At 73.2% G+C, this 17086-nt stretch carries 16 protein-coding genes; 9 read left to right on the top strand and 7 right to left on the bottom strand.

Annotated elements, in window-relative coordinates:
- Positions 1 to 65: 65 nt before the first annotated feature.
- Positions 66 to 1394 (bottom strand): hypothetical protein, encoded by a 1329-nt coding sequence (locus tag ABZ810_RS13905; RefSeq protein ID WP_358402956.1) that lies wholly within the window; start codon positions 1392 to 1394, stop codon positions 66 to 68.
- Positions 1395 to 1560: 166 nt separating this feature from the next.
- On the opposite strand from ABZ810_RS13905, the gene ABZ810_RS13900 reads away from it, so the two are divergent.
- A complete protein-coding gene (locus ABZ810_RS13900; RefSeq protein WP_358402954.1) occupies positions 1561 to 3129 on the top strand; it encodes a Na+/H+ antiporter in 1569 nt (522 codons plus the stop codon).
- A gap of 20 nt (positions 3130 to 3149) precedes the next feature.
- Here the strand turns inward: ABZ810_RS13900 and ABZ810_RS13895 are convergent, their stop codons facing one another.
- Both ABZ810_RS13895 and ABZ810_RS13890 read right to left on the bottom strand, forming a co-directional pair.
- Positions 3150 to 4370: an ATPase, T2SS/T4P/T4SS family gene (locus ABZ810_RS13895; protein ID WP_358402952.1), complete on the bottom strand. Its 1221-nt coding sequence runs from the start codon at positions 4368 to 4370 to the stop codon at positions 3150 to 3152.
- Between the two features lie 122 nt (positions 4371 to 4492).
- A complete protein-coding gene (locus ABZ810_RS13890) occupies positions 4493 to 5881 on the bottom strand; it encodes a DUF2252 domain-containing protein (RefSeq protein ID WP_358402950.1) in 1389 nt (462 codons plus the stop codon).
- A 99-nt stretch (positions 5882 to 5980) separates the two neighbouring features.
- Here ABZ810_RS13890 and ABZ810_RS13885 point away from each other — a divergent pair, with 99 nt between their 5' ends.
- Entirely contained in the window at positions 5981 to 7282 is a 1302-nt protein-coding gene (locus ABZ810_RS13885) for a diacylglycerol kinase family protein (protein WP_358402949.1), read from the top strand.
- Positions 7279 to 9060, top strand: coding sequence for a sulfate permease (gene sulP / locus ABZ810_RS13880; RefSeq protein ID WP_358402947.1), 1782 nt, complete (start codon positions 7279 to 7281; stop codon positions 9058 to 9060). The genes ABZ810_RS13885 and sulP overlap by 4 nt, the downstream gene beginning before the upstream one ends.
- Before the next feature lie 234 nt (positions 9061 to 9294).
- On the opposite strand, the gene ABZ810_RS13875 is transcribed toward sulP, so the two are convergent.
- The gene (locus ABZ810_RS13875; protein WP_358402945.1) at positions 9295 to 9837 is read right to left on the bottom strand and encodes a hypothetical protein; all 543 of its coding nucleotides are present in this window, start codon (positions 9835 to 9837) and stop codon (positions 9295 to 9297) included.
- Between the two features lie 190 nt (positions 9838 to 10027).
- Between ABZ810_RS13875 and ABZ810_RS13870 the strand changes: the two genes are divergently transcribed.
- Positions 10028 to 10537 (top strand): DUF1269 domain-containing protein, encoded by a 510-nt coding sequence (locus tag ABZ810_RS13870; RefSeq protein WP_358402944.1) that lies wholly within the window; start codon positions 10028 to 10030, stop codon positions 10535 to 10537.
- A 20-nt stretch (positions 10538 to 10557) separates the two neighbouring features.
- Here the strand turns inward: ABZ810_RS13870 and ABZ810_RS13865 are convergent, their stop codons facing one another.
- The gene (locus ABZ810_RS13865) at positions 10558 to 11661 is read right to left on the bottom strand and encodes a hypothetical protein (protein WP_358402942.1); all 1104 of its coding nucleotides are present in this window, start codon (positions 11659 to 11661) and stop codon (positions 10558 to 10560) included.
- Positions 11662 to 11770: 109 nt separating this feature from the next.
- On the opposite strand from ABZ810_RS13865, the gene ABZ810_RS13860 reads away from it, so the two are divergent.
- Positions 11771 to 12169, top strand: coding sequence for a hypothetical protein (locus ABZ810_RS13860; protein ID WP_358402940.1), 399 nt, complete (start codon positions 11771 to 11773; stop codon positions 12167 to 12169).
- Here the strand turns inward: ABZ810_RS13860 and ABZ810_RS13855 are convergent.
- Positions 12154 to 12654, bottom strand: a complete 501-nt coding sequence (locus ABZ810_RS13855; protein WP_358402939.1) for a DUF6069 family protein — start codon at positions 12652 to 12654, stop codon at positions 12154 to 12156. The two genes, ABZ810_RS13860 and ABZ810_RS13855, sit on opposite strands and share 16 nt — an antisense overlap.
- Positions 12655 to 12834: 180 nt before the next feature.
- Here ABZ810_RS13855 and ABZ810_RS13850 point away from each other — a divergent pair, with 180 nt between their 5' ends.
- Both ABZ810_RS13850 and ABZ810_RS13845 read left to right on the top strand, forming a co-directional pair.
- Positions 12835 to 13287 carry a hypothetical protein gene (locus tag ABZ810_RS13850; protein ID WP_358402937.1) on the top strand — a complete coding sequence of 151 codons (453 nt, stop codon included), beginning with the start codon at positions 12835 to 12837 and terminating at the stop codon, positions 13285 to 13287.
- Between the two features lie 29 nt (positions 13288 to 13316).
- Complete coding sequence (locus ABZ810_RS13845; RefSeq protein WP_358402936.1) at positions 13317 to 13781, top strand: hypothetical protein; 465 nt, start codon at positions 13317 to 13319, stop codon at positions 13779 to 13781.
- A gap of 19 nt (positions 13782 to 13800) precedes the next feature.
- Here the strand turns inward: ABZ810_RS13845 and argG are convergent, their stop codons facing one another.
- The gene (gene argG, locus ABZ810_RS13840) at positions 13801 to 15246 is read right to left on the bottom strand and encodes an argininosuccinate synthase (protein WP_358402934.1); all 1446 of its coding nucleotides are present in this window, start codon (positions 15244 to 15246) and stop codon (positions 13801 to 13803) included.
- Between the two features lie 211 nt (positions 15247 to 15457).
- Here argG and ABZ810_RS13835 point away from each other — a divergent pair, with 211 nt between their 5' ends.
- Complete coding sequence (locus tag ABZ810_RS13835; protein WP_358402932.1) at positions 15458 to 15937, top strand: universal stress protein; 480 nt, start codon at positions 15458 to 15460, stop codon at positions 15935 to 15937.
- Between the two features lie 84 nt (positions 15938 to 16021).
- Positions 16022 to 17068, top strand: a complete 1047-nt coding sequence (locus ABZ810_RS13830; protein WP_358402930.1) for a LacI family DNA-binding transcriptional regulator — start codon at positions 16022 to 16024, stop codon at positions 17066 to 17068.
- The last annotated feature ends 18 nt before the right edge of the window (positions 17069 to 17086 follow it).

The following is a 17086-nucleotide window of genomic DNA, read 5'->3' as shown; positions in this document are numbered from 1 at the left end:
CCCGCCCACTGAGCCCGCCCACTGAGCCCGCCCGCCGGGCCCCGCTGAGCCCTCGCCGCGGGCTTCTAGGGCTTGCGGGTCATGCGGTAGTGCAGCACCAGGAACGGCAGGCCGAAGACCGAGAAGGCGTGCTCGGCCCGCAGCTCCCCGTCCTGCACGTACACGTCGAGGCGTTCGGCGAAGCCGTGCACGGCCAGGGTGGTGAGCTCCCGGGTGTCCGGGTCGATGTAGGTCAGGTAGTGGCCGGGGTGGTCGAGGTCGCTCGCGCTGGTCAGCACCAGGCCGCCGCCGTCGCGCGGGCGCGGCTCGAGCGTGGCGGTGAAGCTGGCCTGGGGGAGGGGGAACCCGACGCTCACGTACCCCCGGCCCTCGTGCCGGTAGGTCGTGTAGATGCCCACGTAGATCGGCTCGTCGGTGTCGGCGAACGAGCGGATCCAGCCGCGCACGCTCGCCACGCCGCCGCCGTCCGGCACGATCGTGTCGATGCGGCTGCGCATGCCGCGCTGCACGTCGCGCTGGTTCATCGGCACGTTGGCCTGCCCGAGCGGCCGGGCCAGGAACGTGCGGTAGAGCAGGTAGCCGGGGCGCACCCAGAGCCGCCACTCGGGCTCGATGTCGAGGGTGTAGCGGGAGGTGCGCTCGTAGAACTCCCGCACCCGCGGATCGACGGTCGCGGGGTCGAAGCCGGGGCCGGCCAGCTCGTCCAGCGACGCCACGATGCCGATGTCGGGGGTGTCGGGCGTGTAGGCGCCGCCGATGACCTTGGCCAGATCGCGCACGTACCCGGTGCCCACGTACCGCGACCGCGCCTCCAGCGGCACCACGAACGGCAGGTGCTCCACCTTTTCGGCCACCAGGCTCACCTGGGCGTCGCGGAACACCAGCGCCGACACCACCCGGAAGCCCACGACGGCGGTGGCCGCCACCGCCGCCCCGGTCGCGGCCCGCGCGGCCCTGGTGGTCCCCGTCGTCCCGGTCGCGGCGCCGCCGGAACGGCGGAGGCGGCGGGCTCCGCGGGACCGGGCGGCGGCACCGACCGCGGCGCCGAGCACGGGCCCCAGCGCGACCTTCTGCGGCCGTACGCCCATCGCGCCCGCGACCGTCCCGGCGGCGGTGCCGACCGGCAGCGGCCCGGCGCCGGCACGGCCCGCCGCCCAGCCGATCGGGGCGCTCATCGCGCCGCTCATCACGATCCGCTGCCAGAGCGCCGGGATCTCGCCGGGCTTCTGGCGGGACCGGGCGACCGCCTCGCCCGCCCCGACCCCCACGGCGCCGGCCACCGCTCCGGCGAGCGCGGCCCGCCGTCCGCGACGGCCGGTGAGCGCGGCTCCGGCGAGCCCGCCGACGAGGCCCGCCAGCACGACGGAGGTCATCAGGTCGTTGTCGTTGGCCACCTCCGCAACCTACTGCCTTCCGGCGGGCCGGACGGCACTAGGTGTATTCGGCCAGGACGTTGGTGGCGGGGCCGGTAGGTGTTGACGTGAGGAGAGCCCGCATGTGGGCTGACCTGCACCGGCGTGGCGCCGGTGCGGGCCGGGACGGTGCCACCAGACTGGTCCGGTGGACCAGTTGGTGTTGGTGTTCCTGGTGTTGTTCGCCACGATCCTGGCCGAGCCGCTGAGCCGCCGGATCGGCGTCGCGTCCCCGGTGCTGATGACCGTGTTCGGCATCGTGCTGGCCCTGGTCCCGCAGATCCCCCAGGTGCACATCGAGCCCGACCTGATCCTGCCGCTGGTCCTGCCGCCGCTGCTGTACGCGTCCGCGCGGCGCACGTCCTGGCGGGCGTTCGCGGAGAACTGGGCGGCGATCACGATGCGCGCCGTGGTGCTGGTGATCGTGACCGCGGCGGCGGTGGCGTGGGCGTTCCACGCCTGGTACCCGGCGGTCCCGGTGGCGGCGGCGGTCGTGCTGGGCGCGCTGGTCGCGCCGCCCGACCCCATCGCCGCCACCGCCCTGGCCTCCAGGCTCGGCCTGCCCCGCCGGCTCACCTCCGTGCTGGAGGGGGAGGGGCTCTTCAACGACGTGACCGCGATCGTCGTCTACGGGGTGGCGGTCGAGGCCGTCGTCACCGGCCGCTTCTCCACGATGGAGGCGCTGGGGGAGTTCGTGGTGTCCGCCGTGGTGGCGGTCGCGGTCGGCCTGGCCCTCGGCTGGGCGACGAGCCGGCTGATGGGACGCCTGGAGGAGGCGGCCTGGCAGGTCGCGCTGAGCCTGCTGGTGCCGTTCGCCGCGTACGGGATCGCCGAGGCCTGGGGCGGCTCGGCGGTGCTGGCCGTGCTGGTGTGCGCGCTCTACCTGACCGACGCGGTCACCGACTTCGGCGACAGCGACTTCCGGCTGGTCGGCGACTCCTTCTGGGAGATCATCGAGATGCTGGTCAGCGGCTTCGCGTTCGGCCTCATCGGCCTGGAGCTCAGCACCGTGCTGGACGCGGCCGGGGCCGGCTGGACCCGGCTGCTCGGCGGCGCCGCGGCGGTGATCGCGGTGGTCGTGGGGTTGCGGCTGGCCTGGCTGCTGGGCACGTGGTGGCTGCTGGCGCGCGGGCGCAAGGACGCCGACGAGCCGCAGACCTGGCAGGAGACGATCGTGACCTGGTGGGCGGGCATGCGCGGGGTCGCCACGGTCGCCCTGGCGCTGGCGATCCCGCTCACCACGGAGGGCGGCGACTTTCCCGGCCGCGCCGAGATCCTCTTCACCGCGTTCGCCGTCGTGCTGTTCACCCTGCTGCTGCAGGGGCCGACGCTCCCGCTGGTCGTCCGGCTCACCGGAGTGCACGCCGACACCGAGCGCGAACGGGAGCTGGAACGGCAGTTGTGGAACCGCGTCCTGGGCGCCGAGCTGGCCCGCGCCAAGGAGATCGCCGAGGAGCAGAACCTCCCCGAGGAGATGTACGAGCGGCTGCGCGACGGCTTCCAGCGGCGGCTGGCCCGCGCCGACCCGGACGCCGCCGACGAGGCGGCCCGTGCGCACGCCCGGCGGGCCGGCCAGCTGCGCGACATCATGACCGACGTGCTCGCCGCGGGCCGCCAGGAGGCGCTGGCCGCACGCCGCGAGCCGGGCATGCCACCCGACCTCGTCGACCGCGTCATGCGCCGCCTGGACTTCCGCGCGGGCGGCCCCGGGGGGTGACGCGCGGCCGAGCCGGGTGATCAGGCGAACGGCGTGGGCACGCTCTCGCCCGCCGCCTCGATCCGGCCGGTCGTCTCGCGGGGCAGCGGCGAATGGACGAACCCCTGGTCCGAAGGCTCGAACGCCGTGAAGGTCCGGAGGGTGCGGGCCTCGTGGTCGACCGCGGCGGCGTGGCCGATCCTGCGGACGCCGTCGCGGCCGCGTTCGAGATGGACCACCGCGTCCACCGCCTCCCACACCGCCTCCGCCGGCACGCCGCCCGGCGACTCCCACCGCCGCAGCGCCTCGCCCGGCCCGCGGGCGTGGGCGGCCATCAGCACGCCGTCCATGCCGTCGGCGACGGTCTCCAGCACGTGCCGGGCGTGCCGGGGCCGGACCTCGCCGATCACCAGCCGATCCGGGCGCATCCCGAGCGCGACCCCGGCCAGCGCCCCCACGTCCTCGCCCTCCAGGGCGACGACGTGGTCGTGCGCGAGCCGCAGCTCCGCCGTCTCCTCCACGGTGACGACGCGCTCGCCCGGCGGGATCAGCCCGCCGGCCGCGTTGAGGAACGTGGACGTGCCGCTGCGCGGGCCGCCGGTGACCAGCAGGGTGAGCCGCGCCCTGACCAGCGAGCCGAGGAGCATGACCGTGGCGGCGTCGGCGGCGCCGGCCAGGACGAGCTCGTCGAGCGTGAAGCTCCGGCGGAAACGGCGGATCGTCAGTGTCGGCCCGGCCGAGACGGGCGGCATGGTGATCGTCACCCGCTCGCCGACCGCCAGCCGGGTGCCGAGCGTCGGGCGGTGGCGGCCGACGTCCTGCCCGGTGATGCGCTCGATCGTCTCCAGCAGGGTGTCGTCGTCGGAGAACGCCGCGGACACCCGGTGGAGCAGGCCGCCGCGTTCCACGAACAGCTCCCGCGCCCCGTTCACCATGATCGCGGTGACCGTGCGGTCGGCCAGCAGCGGCTCGAGCGGTCCGAGCCCGAACTCCTCGTCGATGACCTGCCGGATCAGTGCCGCCCGTTCGGGCGCCGTCAGCACCGGCCCCTCCAGGTTGACGATCTCGCCGAGCACCCGCTCCAGGCGCGGGCGCCGCCGCGGCTCGGGGAGCCGCTCCACCTCGTCGAGGTCGATCTCCTCGCGCAGCCGCCAACGCAGCCGCCGTACCCCGCTCGCGTATTCGACCGCCTCGAAGCCGCCCGGCAGGACGACCTCCCCCCGATGCGGCACGTCCTCCACCTCGTCCAGAGCCGCCCCCATGTGCTCCGTTCCCCAGCGTCCCCGCGGGCCATACCTTCGCACCTTCGCCGGGTCCCCGCGCGGTTTTCCGGCAACAGTGGCCCTTCCGGTGGGAGGCACGTCCGCCGGCGCCCGCCGGCCGCCTACCCGGCGGTGAACCGGCCGGACTCGACCGCGTCGACCAGGGCCCGGTGGTCGCGCTCGTTCTGGTCGGCGTAGGTCTCGGCGAACTCGGTCAGGGCCAGGTCGAAGGCGTCGCCGCCGCCGAGATAGGCGGCGATGGCGATCGGGTCACCGGAACGGGCGTGGGCGCGGGCGAGCGAGGCGCCGCACAGGCGGCCGAAGGCGTCCATCAGCGCCGGGGACATGCGCTCCGGCTGGGCGATGCCCTTCCAGTCGCGAAGCTGCCGGACGTAGAAGTCACGTGCCCTGCCGTCGATCCCGGTGACGGTCCGCCAGCCCAGGAAGATGTCGCTGGCCGCCTGCATCAGGCGCTGCCCGGCGACCACGCGCTGCCCGTGCTGCTTGTACTCGCTGCTCTCGAGGAACGGGGCGAGGACGGACTCGCCGGCCTCCTTGGCCTGGAGCAGCAGCGGGTCGCCGTCGTCGCGGCCCAGCATCAGGATGATCCAGCAACGGGTGCCGACGCTGCCGACCCCGACCACCTTGCGCGCCATGTCCACCACGCGGTAGCGGCGCAGCAGGCGGCGGCGTTCGGAGGACAGCGTCTCGGCGTAGCCGCTGACCAGCTCGCGCAGCGCCTCGGCCAGTTCCGCCTCCTGCTGCTCGGGGAGCAGGTCGCGGAGCGGGGTGATCAGCGGCGGGTCGGGCGTGATGCGCCGGACGCCGTCGCTGATCTCGGTCAGCTTGGCGAAGGCCTGCACGCCGGTCCGGGTGCGGGCGCGGGCGGTCGCCTCGGCGGCGCGACGGCGGAACGCGCGGTCGGACTGGAGGGCGCTCAGCCGGTCCGCGTCGTCCTGCGCGTACCAGACGTCCAGCGTGTTCATCGAGGCCAGCTCGGCCATCCGCTCCCGGTAGCCGCGCGCGCAGCCGAGCACGATCGCGCGGCGTTCCCTGCGGGGGAACGTGTTGGCACGGGCCGCGATCACCAGGCTCGTGGCCAGACGTTTGACATCCCATTCCCACGGACCGGGAAGGGTCTCGTCGAAGTCGTTGATGTCGAACATCAGGTGCCGCTCGGGGGAGGCGAGCAGCCGGAAGTTCAGCATGTGCGCGTCGCCGCAGAGTTGCGCGGTGAGCCCGGTGTGGGGGAGCGTCCCCAGGTCGGACGCCATGATCGCGGCCGCGCCGCGGTAGAAGCGGAACGGTGACTCCATCATGCGCCCGTACCGGATCGGCACCAGCTCGGGAACCCGCTCGGCCGACTGTCCCTCGAGGATGCCGAGGGGATCGGGCCGGTCGGGCGGGGGCTCGAACGGGCCGTGGCTCGAACGAGGAACCCGCGCGCGCTCTCGTTTCCCGCCGGCGGCCCTTTCGGACGGGGTCAGCGCGGCGGTGTTCGGCATCGACATGGCGGACCTCCTCATCGGCAAGGCTGGGCGCGCGCCCCGCGGCGGGCATCACCCTTCCGAGGTGATGTGAGGAGGTGGGACGGGGTGTCGGATGAGCGCGTGCCAGCCTGGAAGAACAAGACGGCCGCCGCGCGCGCGTCATTGGCGCTCGCCGCGGCGGCGATCGTGAACATGCTGCTCGCCGCCGGGCTCAGGAGCATCACGCTGCTGGGCCTGGGGCTGCTCGCGCTGGGCGTCACCGTGGCCTCGCTGTGGTGGGTGCTGAGCCGCCGCGGCGTCCTTCGCGTGCTCGCCGCCGTGCTCGCGGTGGCCGCGCCGGTCGCCGTCCTCGTCCATTACGCCGCGCTCGGCCTGCTCTGGGCCGTCCTGCTGTCGCTCGCGCTGTGGATCCCCGCGGGGTTCGCGGGCCGGTCCGCGCTGCGCCTGGACAGCCCGGCCGCGCCGCGGGCCGAGGTGTCCACCGCGCCGCCCCGGAGGCCGTTCCTGATCATGAATCCGCGGTCCGGCGGCGGCAAGGTGGAGCGGTTCGACCTGCTCAAGAAGGCCGAGGCGCTCGGGGCCGAGGTGGTGCTGCTCGACCCGGCGCATCCGCAGGACGTCGCCGAGCTGGCGCGGCGGGCCGTGGCCGGCGGCGCCGACCTGATCGGCGTCGCGGGCGGCGACGGCACGCAGGCCCTGGTCGCGGGGGTCGCCGCGCGGCACGACGTGCCGTTCATGGTCATCTCGGCCGGCACCCGGAACCACTTCGCGATGGACCTCGGGCTCGACCGGGACGACCCGTCCACCTGCCTGGACGCCCTCACCGACGGCGTCGAGATCCGCGTCGACCTCGGCCTGGTCGGCGACCGGGTCTTCGTCAACAACGCCTCGTTCGGCGCGTACGCCGCCGTCGTGCAGAGCCCCGAGTACCGCGACGACAAGGTCGGGACCACCCTGCGGGTGCTGCCCGACCTGCTCACCCGCCACACCGGCCCGCGGCTGACCGTGCGCGCCGGTGACGCCGTCCTCGACGGGCCGCAGGCCGTCCTGGTGAGCAACAACCCCTACCAGGGCGGCGACCCCGCCGGTCTGGGCCGCCGCGAACGGCTCGACACCGGGACGCTCGGCATCCTGGGCGTCAAGGTCGACAACGCCGCGCAGGCGGCCGGGATGCTCCGCGGCTCGCACGGGGCCGGCCTCACCGCGCGGGCCGCCGCCGAGGCCGTCATCGACGCCGACGCCGCCGAGATCCCGGTCGGCGTCGACGGCGAGTCGCTCCTGCTGAAAGTCCCCGTCGTCTGCCGGATCCAGCCGGCCGCCCTGCGCGTCCGGGTGCCCCGGCATCGCCGGGCGGCCCCGCCGTCCAAGCCGCCGCTCGACTGGCGCCGGCTCCGCAAGCTCGCCCTGGGGGGCGGTCGATGACGTCATCCGGGGGCGGCTGGTCGTCGTCGTTGCGCGGCCTGCCGGGGGTGCGCCTCGTCACGACCTACCGGCGGGAGTGGCTGGTCAAGGACCTGGTCGCGGGTGCCGTGCTGACGGCGCTGCTGGTGCCGCAGGGCATGGCGTACGCGGAGCTGGCCGGCCTGCCGCCCATCACCGGTCTCTACACGTCGATCCTCTGCCTGCTCGGCTACGCGGTGTGCGGGCCGTCGCGCGTCCTGGTCCTCGGACCGGACTCCTCGCTCGGGCCGATGATCGCCGCGACGATCCTGCCGCTGATGGCGGCGGGCGGCGATCCCGACCGGGCCGTCGCGCTGGCGTCCATGCTCGCGCTCATGGTCGGCGCCATCATGGTCCTCGCCTCGGTGGCCAGGCTCGGGTTCATCGCCGAGCTCATCTCCAAGCCCACGATGATCGGCTACATGAACGGGCTGGCGCTGACCATCATGATCGGGCAGCTGCCCAAGCTGCTCGGCTTCAAGGTCGAGGCCGACGGGCTGATCCGCGAGTTCACCGGCTTCGTCACCGGGGTGGCGGGCGGTGACGCGGTCCCCGCCGCGGCCGCCGTCGGGATCTCCGGGATCGTGCTGATCCTGGTGTTGCAGCGCTGGCTGCCCAAGATCCCCGCGGTGCTGGTCATGGTGGCGCTGATGATCGCGGCCGCCGCGGTCTTCGAACTGGAGGAGCACGGGGTCGACCTGGTGGGCGTGCTGCCGGAGGGGTTCCCGCCGCCCACCGTCCCGGACATCCGGCTGAGCGACCTCGGGCTGCTGTTCGCGGGCGCCCTCGGCATCGCCGTGGTGTCCCTGGCCGACACGATCTCCACCGCGTCGGCGTTCGCGGCCCGCACCGGGCAGGAGGTCCGGGGCAACCAGGAGATGGTCGGCATCGGCGCGGCCAACCTCGCCGCCGGTCTCTTCCAGGGCTTCGCGGTCAGCACCAGCGGGTCGCGGACCGCGGTGGCGGAACGGGCGGGCGCCAAGACGCAGCTCACCGGCGTCGTCGGGGCGGGCCTGATCATCCTGATGATCGTGTTCGTGCCGGGGCTGTTCCGCGACCTGCCGCAGCCCGCGCTGGCGGCCGTGGTCATCACCGCGTCGTTGTCGCTGGCCGACCTGCCCGGGACGGTGCGGTTGTGGAAGCAGCGCCGGACGGAGTTCCTGCTGTCGGTCGCGGCGTTCCTGGGCGTCGCCCTGCTCGGCGTGCTGCCCGGGATCGCGATCGCGGTGGGCCTGTCCATCCTCAACGTCTTCCGGCGCGCCTGGTGGCCGTACGAGACCGTGCTGGGCCGGGTGGACGGGCTGGAGGGCTACCACTCGGTCAAGTCCTACCCGGACGCCGGCCTGCTGCCCGGCCTGGCGCTCTACCGGTTCGACGCCCCGCTGTTCTTCGCCAACGCCAAGGTCTTCCGGGACGCGGTGACGCGGCTCGCGCTGGCCGACCCGGCGCCGCGCTGGATCGTGATCGCGGCCGAGCCGATCACCGACATCGACACCACCGCGTCGGACGTGCTGGAGGACCTGGACGAGTGGCTGGAGGCCCGTTCGGTCCTGCTGGTGTTCGCCGAGCTCAAGGACCCGGTCCGGCGCAAGATCGAGACGTACGGGCTGACCCGGACCATCGACCCGAGCGTCTTCTACCCGACCATCGAGGCGGCCGTCGCGGCCTACCGGACGGTCGCCGGCTCCGATGCGCACTGGGCCCCGGCGTCCGCGCGGCCGGCCGTCATCACCACGGAGCAGGACGACGACGCCCGCTGAAGCGGAAGCGGGCGGGCCCGGCGCCCGCCGAAGGCGGATGCGGGCGGTCCGGCACGCGAGAGAGCGGACGCGGGGCGGCCCGGCACGAGGACGTTCTCGTGCCGGGCCGCCCGGTCCGCTCCGGTGGGCGCGCGTGTCAGGAACGGCGCCGCGCCACCCTGCGTGCGGTCCTGCGGTCCCTCAGCCGTGCGATCCTGCGGGACGCGAACATGGCTACCTCCTGCTCTCCGCCGGTCAGCGCCGGGGCGCGGTCTCCAGGTCGTGCAGCTGCCGAGCCTCCTCGGCGGTGTGCAGGCCGACGTCGACCAGGTCGAGCGGGCTGATGAACGAGTCGGCGATGCGGAACCCGCCGGCGCGCATCACCGCGTCCCGCAGCGGGACGGCCCAGTGGTGCTCCAGCAGGATGAGCGCCGCGGCGCACTCGACGGGGATGTCGGCCAGGACGTCCCAGGCCTCGGCCCCCTCGGGGAAGGCCCGCGCGCCCTCCGCGGCCCGCTCGGCGCCGAGCACGGCACCGATCTGGGCACCCTCCTCACCCTCGATCCCGAGGCCGATGAGGGCGCCGACCGTGCTGCCGAACTCGATCGCCTCCTCGGTCGTGAGGTTGCTGAGGTGCTCCACCTCGAGCCTGCCCTCCTTGTCCTTGTAGACGACGATGGCGTCGATCACCCGCACGGTGCCGCTCTGCCGCAGCCGTTCCAGCTCGTTGATGATCTCACCGTGGAAATCAGGATGGGAGAATCCCAGCACGATCAGCTGAACAGGTCCGATGGCCATCCGTTCCGTCACCTCCGCTCACGACCCGCGGGGCCGGGCACCGGGTCCGGCCTCCTCACAGAACGTGCCCGGATCGCGGGCCGCGAGCATCATCCGTCACGGGTGATGCCGGGCAGACCCCCGCCGGACTTCCATGATTGCGACACGACTCGCTTCAAAACGATCAAGTGATCGGGAAGGCAGGCCGGTGATGGCGGATCTGATCGCGATCGGCTACCCCGACGAGACGACCGCGGCCGATGCGGAACGGGAGGTTCAGCGTCTGAGCGCAGACCTCATCATCCAGCCCGACGCCGTCGCGGTGATCTCTCGCGACAAGGAGGGCAAGTTCCATGTGACCACCAACCACCACGCCGTCGCCGGCGGTGCGATGTGGGGCATGTTCTGGGGCATGTTGTTCGGCTTGTTGTTCTTCGTGCCCTTCTTCGGCATGGCACTGGGCGCCGGCATGGGCGCCCTGATGGGCAAGATCGAGAAGTCCGGCATCGACAAGACCTTCCAGCGCCAGGTCCGCGAGATGGTGCAGCCCGGCACGTCGGCGCTCTTCCTCGTGGTCGAGAAGGTCACCCCGGACAAGGCCGTGGCCGCGATGAGCAAGTACGGCGGCACCGTGCTGAAGTCGTCGCTGTCCAAGGACACCGAGCGCCAGTTGCAGGAAGCCCTGCACGGAGACGAGGAGGCCGGCGGGACGTCCGGCTGACGGTCGGCGGGCCGCCGCGGTCAGCGCGGCGGCCGTCGCAGCGCCCTGTGGGTGAACTCCCACAGGGCGCTGCTCCACGTCAGGTGGGTCTCGCGGACGCGGCGCGACGGCCCGTCCGGGACGACGAGCACATGGTCGGCGAGGTCGCCGCGCCGGAGGTTCTGCCCGGCAGGGCCGGTGAAGGCGAGGGTCAGCTGGCTCTTCCACCGGGCCGCCGCGAGGATCGACACCATCTCGGCCGTGTCGTCGCCGGTGAAGAGCGCGAGCGTCACGTCACCCGGCTCCGAGGCGCCGCCGTGGGGCGAGAGCACCGGCAGCGGCGCCGCGCCGGAGTGCGAGGGAGCGGCGAAGGCGCGCGCCACCGTCTCCGCGTACCGGTCGTCGCCGTCGTCCACGACGAACAGGCGGGAGCCGCGCGTGAGGGCACGGGCGAGCACGGTCGCGCAGGCCGAGAGCCGCCTCTCGTACGGCCGGAGGAGCCCGGCCCGGGACGCGGCCAGCTCGGCCGCCCGGACCCGCGCGGCCTCCACCAGGCGCGCGTCCGGGACCGCGGCCGGACCGAGGCCGACCGGCGGCCGGTGGACGAGGGCGAGATGCACCAGGTGCTCCAGCACGTCGTGGGTGAACGTGTGGAACTCCGCGGTGAGCAGCGGGCTCGCGGACGACGAGGCGATGACGTGGTCGGTGACGTCCCCGACGTACCCGGCGCCGGACGCGGTGAGGGCGATGATCGGCAGCCCGAGCACGGCCGCCGCGTTGAGCGGTGCCGCGGTCCCGTTCGTCGGCGTCGAGGGCACGACCGCGATCATCACGTCGCACGGGTTGGCCAGCCTCCGCACCTGCCGGGCGATGTCGCCGTACGCCGGATCGAGCGCCAGCGCGGGCAGCGCCCGCCGCCCCGGCGCCCCAGGGCGCGCGAAGCCGGCGGCGATGCCGCGCGCGGTCGGCACCCCGGCGTCGATCCCGTAGGTGAGGGCCATGCCGCCGCGGCCGAACCGTCCCGCGAGGACGGAGGCGGCCCGGGCCAGCGGGCCGGACTGCGCCGCCAGCCGCTCGCCGGGCGGCACGGCGCCCTCGAACGGGGGGAGGACGTCGGGGGAATCCTGCGCGGCCGCGGCGTTCATGCCCGAACGATCCCCGCGGGCACGGATGCCGGGCTCATCCGCGGCGGGTGATTACCGCCGGTCGCGCCCGGCGGGAGGCTGGCCCCGACCCCACCTGATGGGAGGTGCCATGGACAGAGCAAGCAAGGACAACTGGGCCCTGGGACTCGCCGTTTTCACCGGCATCATGATGATCCTCATCGGCCTCTTCCAGGCGATCGCCGGGCTCGCCGCGATCCTGGACGACGAGTTCTACGCGATCAGGGGCGAGTACGCCTTCGCGTGGGACGCCACCGCCTGGGGGTGGGTGCACCTGATCATGGGCATGGTGGTGTTCTTCGCCGGATGGGGCGTGTTCGCGGGCATGGTGTGGGCGCGTGCGGTGGGCATCGCGGTGGTGTCCCTCAGCGCCGTCCTCAACTTCCTCAACTTCCCGAACATGCCGCTGTGGTCGATGGTGATCATCGGGCTGGATGTCCTCACCATCTGGGCGCTGGCCGTCTACATGCGGCCCTATCGGGAGACGTGACCGCCGGACCGCAGGGCGATGGCGCCGATCTGGCGGAGCAGCGACGTGATGGCCAGCCCGATGAACAGGTTGATCAGGCTGGTCGCCACCCGCGTCGACGCGGGAGCGTCGGCCGTGAGCGGCATCACCGCGAAGATCACGGTGAGCATGCCGAGGATCCACGAGAAGAACGCCAGCGGCCGGGGCGTGAGCGCGACGAGGATCTGCAGGATCAGCGCCGCGACGAGCGCTCCGCTCCCCGCCAGCACCAGGTAGGCGCCGGTGGTCGAGTCGCCGATCGAGCCCGCGCGTTCGGGCGCGAGCAGCTCGACGCCGAACACCCCTCGCGCGATGAGCACGCCGGCGAACGCCACCAGCGTCGCGACCGCCGCCGTGGCGAGGCCGCCTCCCCACAACACGCCCGAGTCCACGTGCGACGTCGGCGCGGGCCGCTGCGGCCGGGGTTCGTAGGGCTGCGGGTTGCGATCGAAGGACGGGCCGGTCATCGCGGGCTCCCTCTCGAGCGTTCGGGTCACCGGCAGGCTAGGAACTCCCGTGCGCCGGGCGCGTCACCCGGGACAGGTGACTCCCGGTGCGTCCCCGCCCCGGGACTCACCCGCCGCGGATGACCCGCGCGCACTCCGGCGCACGCATCCTGACCGTGTCGTCGGTCTTGGAGGTGCTCAATGTCCGAGCAGATGTCCGCAGCCCGGCAGGGAACCGACCCGCCGGTCGAACCCGAGCCGGTGAGTGGCTGGGTCGTCGGGATGGTCGTGTTCGCGGCCATCATGATGGTGATGATCGGCGCGTTCCAGGCGATCCAGGGCCTGGCCGCCGTGCTGAAGGACCAGTTCTACGTCGTCGCCCCGAACTACGTGTTCGACATCGACGTGACCGCCTGGGGCTGGACCCACATGGTGCTGGGCGTCCTGCTCGCGGTGACCGGGTTCTTCGTTCTCTCCGGTCGTGCCTGGGCGCGCGCGGTCGGCATCGTGTTCGCGGTGCTGAACGCCGTCTCGCAGTTCCTGTTCCTGCCGTACTACCCGGTGTGGAGCATCCTCATGATCGTGCTCGACGTGGCGGTGATCTGGGCGCTGTGCGTGTACGGACGACAGGAAGCCGAAGAAGCCGGGTACTGACCGCCGAGGCCGGTGGCGACGCGGGACCGGTGAACTACGCCGGGGCCGTCTACGGGTCGCTGCTGGCCGCCTCGGTGGTCATCGGGACCAGCCCGCGCAACGACCCCGCCCCGGCGCCCAGGCTGATCATCCTGCTGGTCGCGACAGGGTTCGTGTTCTGGCTGGTGCATGTGCACGCGTCCCTGGCCGGGGACGGCAGGCATGCCGCCTCGGCGACGTGGCCGTGGCTGGCCGCGGTCGCCCGGCACGAGTGGCCACTGGCGCAGGCGTCCTTCCCGCCCGCGATCGCCGCCACGGCCTGCCTGGTGCTGGGCGTGGGCGACGCCGGGGTGGCATGGATGGCGCTGCTGGTCGCCCTGGCCGGGCAGGTCGGCTGGGGCATCGTCGCCGACACCAGGTCCGGGGCCTCGACCCGGTTCGTCCTGGTGTCGGCGGCCTTCAATCTCTTCCTCGGCATGATCGTCGTTCTGCTCAAGGTGACGGTCACGCACTGATCGGCCGGTCGCGCACCGATCAGTCGGTGCCCGCCTCCATGGCGGCGTGGTCGAGGAGCTCCTCGTCGCCGGGCGCCTCGCCTCGGGAGGCGATCTCCTCCGCGCCGCCTTCGGGCATGGCGCCGATCAGCGCGGTCGGCGGCGCCTGCGCGGGGATGATCGACGAGTGCGCGGTGCCCACCATGCCGAGCCCGGCGTACTGCTCCAGCCTGGTGCGGGAGTCGGCGATGTCGAGGTTGCGCATGGTCAGCTGGCCGATGCGGTCGACCGGGCCGAACGCGGAGTCCTCGGTGCGCTCCATGGACAGCTTGTCGGGGTGGTAGCTCAGAGCGGGCCCGGAGGTGTCGAGGAGGGAGTAGTCCTCGCCGCGCCGCAGCCGCAGGGTCACCTCGCCGGTGACGGCCGTGCCGACCCAGCGCTGGAGCGCCTCGCGCAACATCAGCGCCTGCGGGTCGAGCCAGCGGCCCTCGTACAGGAGCCGGCCGAGCCGCCGCCCGTCGTTGTGGTAGGCCGCGAGGGTGTCCTCGTTGTGGATCGCGTTGACGAGCCGCTCGTACGCCGCGTGCAGCAGCGCCATGCCGGGCGACTCGTAGATCCCCCGGCTCTTGGCCTCGATGACCCGGTTCTCGATCTGGTCGGACATGCCCAGCCCGTGCCGGCCGCCGATGGCGTTGGCCTCCAGTACCAGGTCGACGGCGGAGGGGAACTCCTTGCCGTTGATCGTCACCGGCCGGCCCTCCTCGAAGCCGATCGTGACGTCCTCTGCCGGGATCTCGATCGAGGTGTCCCAGAACCGCACGCCCATGATCGGCTCGACCGTCTCGATGCCGGCGTCCAGATGCTCCAGCGCCTTGGCCTCGTGCGTGGCGCCCCAGATGTTGGCGTCGGTCGAGTAGGCCTTCTCCGTGCTGTCCCGGTAGGGCAGGTCGCGGGCCAGCAGCCACTCCGACATCTCCCTGCGGCCGCCGAGCTCGCTGACGAAGTCGGCGTCCAGCCACGGCTTGTAGATCCGCAGCGAGGGGTTGGCGAGCAGTCCGTACCGGTAGAACCGCTCGATGTCGTTGCCCTTGAACGTCGAGCCGTCGCCCCAGATCTGCACGTCGTCCTCGAGCATCGCGCGCACCAGCATCGTGCCGGTGACCGCCCGCCCCAGCGGCGTGGTGTTGAAGTACGCCCGCCCGCCCGACCTGATGTGGAACGCCCCGCAGGCCAGCGCCGCGAGCCCTTCCTCCACCAGGGCCTCCCGGCAGTCGACCAGCCGCGCGACCTCCGCGCCGTACGCGGTCGCGCGGCCCGGCACCGAGCCGATGTCGGGCTCGTCGTACTGCCCGATGTCGGCGGTGTAGGTGCAGGGCACGGCGCCCTTCTCGCGCATCCACGCGACCGCTACGGAGGTGTCGAGCCCACCGGAGAAGGCGATCCCGACGCGTTCGCCGGCTGGCAGGGAGGAGAGCACTTTCGACATAGGCAGAAGTATGCACGCCAATGCATGACCATGCAACGCCTTCGGGTCATGTCGCCGGACGTGATCGGACGATCACCGAACGTCGAAGGGGCCGAAGGTCCCGTGGATCATGGACCGACGTCCTTGATCCCGGGTCCCGCCCCGCGAAATCCTGGAGGGTGACGGGCGGACGTGCCTCCCGGTCCAGGCCATGAAGGGGAAGTGATCGACCATGCCGATCGACGGCGAGTCCGGGCCGCGGATCACCGAGGTCCCCGTCGAGGGGATCGACCCGGAGACCTGGCGACGGCGGATCGTCGTGGGCGTGGACGGGTCCCACGGCTCGCGGCGGGCCCTGCTGTGGGCCGCCCACGAGGCGAAGGAGCGTGCCCTGTGCCTCGACGTGGTGTCGGTCTGGGAGGATCCGTCCGCCGAACCCGCCGCCGCGCTCCGCGACGACCCGCTGCGGGTGGCCGGCGAACGGCTGAAGCAGGCGCTCGACGCGCTGATCCGCGCCGGCGACGTCCCGGACCACGTCATCACCGCGCCGGTGCACGGCCCGCCCGGCTCCCGGCTGGTCGAACGTGCCCGCGACGCCCGCCTGCTCGTCCTCGGGACCACGAGCATCAGCGCGCCCGAGCACCCCGGCGGCATCGGCGCGTACTGCCTCCGGCACAGCACCACCCCGATCGTCTTCGTCCCCACCGCCTGATCTCGGCCTCCCGTCCCGTACCGCCCACGCCTCCGAAAGTTTCGCAATAGGCTGCGGCGTTCAGGCCGGGCCGTGGAGGTGCTGATGGTCAGGAAGCGAGCCAAGATCGCAGACATCGCCGCGGAGGCGGGGGTCTCGGTGGCGACGGTGTCGAAGGTCCTGAACGGCAGGACGGACGTGTCGGACGGGACCCGCGCCCGGGTGGAGGCGGCCCTGCTCAGCAACCGCTACGAGCGCCGCCGCTCGCACCGGCACGGCGGCGTCGGGCTGATCGGCCTGGTCGTCGACGAGCTGGACAGCTCCTGGTCCATCGAGATCATCCGGGGTGTCGAAGAGGTCTGCTACGAGGCCGGCCTGGGCATGGCCCTGTCGGCGGTCCACGGGCGTTCCCCGGCGGCCCGGGACTGGCTGGAGAACCTCGCCGCGCGGCGTTCGGACGGCGTGGTCCTGGTGGTCACCGGACTGACCGCGTCGGACCGGGCGCGGTTGGACGCCCTGGGCCTGCGGTTCGTGGTGGTCGACCCGGTCGGCGAGGCGGACTCCGAGGTTCCGGCGGTCGGCGCCACCAACTGGGCGGGCGGGATCAGCGCCACCGAGCACCTGATCTCGCTCGGGCACACCCGGGTCGCGCACATCGGCGGCCCGCCCGGCCTGCTGAGCAGCCGGGCCAGGGCGGACGGCTTCCGCGCCGCGATGGAGCGCGCCCGCGTCCCGGTGCGGGACGGCTACGTCCGGCACGCCGAGCTCACCGACCGGGGCGGGTACGCCGAGGCCGCCGCCCTGCTCGACCTGCCGGAGCCGCCCACCGCCGTCTTCGCGGCCGGAGACCAGCAGGCGCTCGGCGTCTACGAGGCGATGCGGGAGCGCTCGCTGCGCGTGCCGCACGACGTGAGCGTCGTCGGGTTCGACGACGTCCCGATCGCCAAGTGGGTCAACCCGGCGCTCACCACGGTCCGCCAGCCGATCGCAGGGATGGCCGCCACCGCCACCCGGGTGCTGCTGCGCCTCATCGCCGGCGAGCCCGTCGACGCGCCCCGCGTCGAGCTGGCCACCCGGCTGGTCGTCCGCGACAGCACGGCGAAAGTTTCCCGAGACATCGACGGCGAGCGCGCCGCCGCAGGTGCCCGATAGTGCTCGACGGCCGGATCG

Origin of the sequence: Spirillospora sp. NPDC047279, assembly GCF_040643285.1 — a bacterium.
Lineage (GTDB): Bacteria > Actinomycetota > Actinomycetes > Streptosporangiales > Streptosporangiaceae > Spirillospora.
Note: the sequence above shows the minus strand (reverse complement) of the source record. Positions and strands in the feature narration are given on the sequence as shown.

Excerpts from the sequence above, each read along its gene's own strand:
- ABZ810_RS13830 (WP_358402930.1), top strand. The coding sequence starts at position 16,022 with ATGGTCAGGAAGCGAGCCAAGATCGCAGACATCGCCGCGGAGGCGGGG.
- sulP (WP_358402947.1), top strand. The coding sequence starts at position 7,279 with ATGACGTCATCCGGGGGCGGCTGGTCGTCGTCGTTGCGCGGCCTGCCG.
- argG (WP_358402934.1), bottom strand. The coding sequence starts at position 15,246 with ATGTCGAAAGTGCTCTCCTCCCTGCCAGCCGGCGAACGCGTCGGGATC.
- ABZ810_RS13870 (WP_358402944.1), top strand. The coding sequence starts at position 10,028 with ATGGCGGATCTGATCGCGATCGGCTACCCCGACGAGACGACCGCGGCC.
- ABZ810_RS13855 (WP_358402939.1), bottom strand. The coding sequence starts at position 12,654 with ATGACCGGCCCGTCCTTCGATCGCAACCCGCAGCCCTACGAACCCCGG.
- ABZ810_RS13860 (WP_358402940.1), top strand. The coding sequence starts at position 11,771 with ATGGACAGAGCAAGCAAGGACAACTGGGCCCTGGGACTCGCCGTTTTC.
- ABZ810_RS13835 (WP_358402932.1), top strand. The coding sequence starts at position 15,458 with ATGCCGATCGACGGCGAGTCCGGGCCGCGGATCACCGAGGTCCCCGTC.
- ABZ810_RS13875 (WP_358402945.1), bottom strand. The coding sequence starts at position 9,837 with ATGGCCATCGGACCTGTTCAGCTGATCGTGCTGGGATTCTCCCATCCT.
- ABZ810_RS13895 (WP_358402952.1), bottom strand. The coding sequence starts at position 4,370 with ATGGGGGCGGCTCTGGACGAGGTGGAGGACGTGCCGCATCGGGGGGAG.
- ABZ810_RS13865 (WP_358402942.1), bottom strand. The coding sequence starts at position 11,661 with ATGAACGCCGCGGCCGCGCAGGATTCCCCCGACGTCCTCCCCCCGTTC.
- ABZ810_RS13890 (WP_358402950.1), bottom strand. The coding sequence starts at position 5,881 with ATGTCGATGCCGAACACCGCCGCGCTGACCCCGTCCGAAAGGGCCGCC.
- ABZ810_RS13850 (WP_358402937.1), top strand. The coding sequence starts at position 12,835 with ATGTCCGAGCAGATGTCCGCAGCCCGGCAGGGAACCGACCCGCCGGTC.